Origin of the sequence: Robiginitalea sp., assembly GCF_049588695.1 — a bacterium.
Classification (GTDB): domain Bacteria; phylum Bacteroidota; class Bacteroidia; order Flavobacteriales; family Flavobacteriaceae; genus Robiginitalea.
In genome coordinates this window covers 1-3,455 of record NZ_JBAVZJ010000105.1, presented here as the reverse complement: position 1 = coordinate 3,455, position 3,455 = coordinate 1, and the positions used below count along the sequence as shown (strand labels likewise).

The 3,455-nt window shown below is 50.0% G+C and carries 4 protein-coding genes; all 4 read right to left on the bottom strand.

What is annotated here, in order from left to right:
• The coding region (locus tag WBV75_RS02305) for a two-component regulator propeller domain-containing protein (RefSeq protein ID WP_424119042.1) at nt 1-306 on the bottom strand (306 nt) is incomplete at its 3' end.
• 98 nt (nt 307-404) lie between these two features.
• Complete coding sequence (locus tag WBV75_RS02300) at nt 405-1,430, bottom strand: sensor histidine kinase (RefSeq protein ID WP_424119041.1); 1,026 nt, start codon at nt 1,428-1,430, stop codon at nt 405-407.
• On the bottom strand, nt 1,430-2,569 hold the full coding sequence (locus WBV75_RS02295; RefSeq protein WP_424119040.1) for an FIST signal transduction protein: 1,140 nt from the start codon (nt 2,567-2,569) through the stop codon (nt 1,430-1,432). The genes WBV75_RS02300 and WBV75_RS02295 overlap by 1 nt, the downstream gene beginning before the upstream one ends.
• A gap of 17 nt (nt 2,570-2,586) precedes the next feature.
• A partial coding sequence (locus WBV75_RS02290; protein WP_424119039.1) for an FIST signal transduction protein occupies nt 2,587-3,455 on the bottom strand: 869 nt, incomplete at its 5' end.

Sequence of the window (3,455 nt, the reverse complement as noted above, 5' to 3'; positions counted from 1 at the left end):
TTCCCGGACCCCGCCGACCCACAAATGGCCATTTCTGCTTAAAAGCAGTCCACCATTTAAGTTCCGAATTTTAAATGTTGTATCATTTACCTGCCAGTTTTTAAAAACCTGCATTTTATAGCCATCAAACTTAACCAACCCATTTTGTGTGGTCACCCAGATGAAGCCCTGCTTGTCCTGTATCAAATGGATAGCAGCTTCTTCGGGTAGGCCCTCGGCCACCCCGTATTTCTCAAAGGCGACTTTGTCCGGCAGGGATTGTGCTAAAAGTAGGGAGGGATGTAGCCCTATCCAAAGTAGCAGCACAAGCACTGGTTTTATAAGTATTGAGGTTTTTCGCATGGATTCTGGTGTATAGGTGGTTTTGGCTGGTTGAGGTGGCATATATTCTTAAGTATTTGCACTCATTGCTCAGGGGTTGTTTTAAAGGTAACAAAGAAGGTGGTGCCCTTGCCTTCCTCAGATTCCACTTCTAATGTTCCCCCATGTGCCTTTATAATATCATAACTGAGGCTAAGGCCCAACCCCGTGCCCTTTCCGGTAGGCTTGGTCGTAAAAAAGGGCTGGAATACCTTATCCCGGATGTTGTCGGGCATTCCTTTGCCGTTGTCTGCTACCCGGATTTCAATACCATTTTTCGCCTTTTTTGTAGTCACAGAAACCATAGGGGTATACTCCTTTGGGGCGGCCTGTTTTTTCTCTTTCACTGCGTAGAAGGCATTGTTGAGCAGGTTCAGGACCACCCTCCCGATTTCCTGTGGAACTACATTCACCTTGCCGATGGAAGGATCAAAATCGGTCTCAATAGTAGCGTTGAAGGATTTGTCCCGGGCCCTCAGGCCGTGGTAGGCCAGACGCAGGTATTCATCTACCAGGTTATTGATGTCTGTGGGTTCTTTTTGTCCGTCACTACTGCGGCTGTGCTGCAACATGCCTTTGACGATACTATCGGCGCGTTTGCCATGGTGGGTGATCTTTCCCAGGTTTTGCTTCAGGTCTTCGGCAATTGCTTTGGCTTCTGAAACAGATCCCTTTTCAAGTTCTTCATTCATCTCATCGATCAGTTCATTACTGACCTCTGAGAAATTATTGACAAAGTTGAGCGGGTTCTGGATCTCGTGGGCAATTCCGGCGGTGAGCTCCCCGAGGGAGGCCATTTTTTCCGCATGAATGAGTTGTTTCTGGGTAGCTTGTAACTCTGCCAGTGCTTCTTCCACAGCACTGCGTTTCTGTTCGAGTTCTGCGATGGTCTCTTCGAGCAGGATAGAGGTGGTCCTTTTTACTTTTTCCGTCCGGTCCAGTTTAAAATCAAGGATCTGAATTTGCTTGTCCAAGGCTTTGAGCGCCTTTATTAGCCCCTGCTTTTCTGCCTCAGGTATGTCCTGGCTGGCCTTGATAAAATTCGTGATGTGATCCAGGTTTTTATCCATCAAATCTCTTTTAGGGCGACACAACAGGTGGTAAGGTTGTGCATTTCAAGGTTTCCACCTGTGGCGCGGGCCAGTTCAGCATTCGAAAACATCCCGGCCATCGGTACATTCCAGACATTTTTGATGCCTTCCAGTTCTTCAGACATCAGCGGGCCCAGGGACAGGATTCGTCCGGCACAGGTAAAGACCACAAGGGCATCCGCCTCAGGCATTTTTGTGTCCTTGAGCGTTTGAGCACCTTGTACTACTTTTTCCATGACATCCCAGTCGGGAGGCAGTGAAAAACGGACCTTGGAACCCTGGGGGACGGTGCCGCTGGTGTAAAAGGAGTGATCTGTCCAGTCTACGACCAACCCGGGCCGCATCACCGGATCTCCCGCCGGCCTCTGGAGTTGCAGGGGAAAATTGGCGGCGATTTCCACCATGAGGTTTGCATTTTCTTCCGTCGGATTTTCAATGCCCCCAAATTTGACCGTGATATCCAGGGCGGGAATATTATCTATGGTGTACACGTGGTTGCCCTCGCTTTTGGTTACCGTGCGTTCGGTGCCTATAGCCTTCCAGCCGCAGGTAGCGATCCCTTCCATTTTTACTTTGGTCTCATCTATGGCCAGGAGCACCATTCCTTTGTCGCTTTCCCAATGATCCGAAAACACAAAGGTTTCTTTAAATGCGTATTCGTCTCCTGCCGCCCCCCCAAAGGCCTTGATTTGGTCACCACCTGCATCCTGTAATCCCAAAAGGACCTGCTCTCCATCAGTAGCGGCGTGGCTGGTGGCCAGCAGAAAACCGACTTCAGGAAATTTCGCCTTGCCTTTTTCGGCCAGGTTTCTGGCGGTTTTACGATAACTGCCCTCGTTGAAATCTGCGGTATAGATTTCAAAGAAATCCCTGTTGAGTTCCAAAAGCAGGACGGCGGCAGAACCTTTTTCAGGCTCTTCATCTGTAAACTCCCCGTTTGTAGTCGCCCCGAATACGGCGATGTTTGCCTCTGCAAACAGGTTGCGGAGGGCTTCCCGATCTTGTTGTACAGAAACAAAGACAAAGGCCAGGGTAGGGGCGAACCCATCCAGCATGCTATCGTGAAGTGCCACTTTAACCTCCTGTGGCGACATGCCCTTTATTGATTTGACTTTCATTCGCGTATCCTTCAAATTTATTTTTCGGTCAGTACAACCCAGCTATTGGTTGTAGAGTGAAATTCGTGTTTTCCGTTTACGGCCTTCCCAAATTCCCCATAGGTATAGAATCCGGCCATGGGAACTTCCCAAATCTCGTGTAAGCCGTCATTTTCCTGTTGGGCCATGGGCCCGAGTGCGCTGAGCCTCCCGGCACAGGAAAAGATCAACAGGGCTTCGGCCCCGGCCCCGGTTTTTTCCTTTAGTTCGTCCGCTTTTTCAAGAACGGTTTCCACAATATCAAAATCCGGGGGTGTGGAAAAACGGAAGTCGGTCCCCTGGGGTATTTCGGATTCGAATACGATGGCCCCTTTTTCTTCATCGTAGCCAATGGGGTTGCACATCAAGGGTTGCCTGCCTTCCCGCGCGATTTGTATTGGGTAATGGATCGCTTCTGAACTAAAGAAATTAATCCGGTTCTGAATAGATGCCGGGTCTATGCCCAGGACGCGAAGGTAGGTTTCCAGGGCCGGTTGATCATCGATGGTGTACACCATATTTCCCTCGACTTTTGTTATGGTCCTCGAGATACCAATGGGCTTCCAGCCCGAGAGCGCAACCCCCCTCAGGCGTACTTTTTTCTCATCCAGGACCAGGGCCACTATGCCGTAATCGGTCACCCGGGAGTCTGTAAAGACAAAGGTTCCCGTAAAGGAAATGTCATCTCCGGCCATGCCCCCGAATAGGTTTACGTCCGGACCGGCTACTTCCGTTATATGGTGGATAAGGCTTCCCCCGTCTATGGTAACGCCTTTTTCGCTGTGAAAAGTGCTGAGCAGGATGAACGAGGGATTGGAAAAGGCTTCCTGCGCCTGTCCGAGAAGATCTTCCGCGGCTTCCTTTAGGC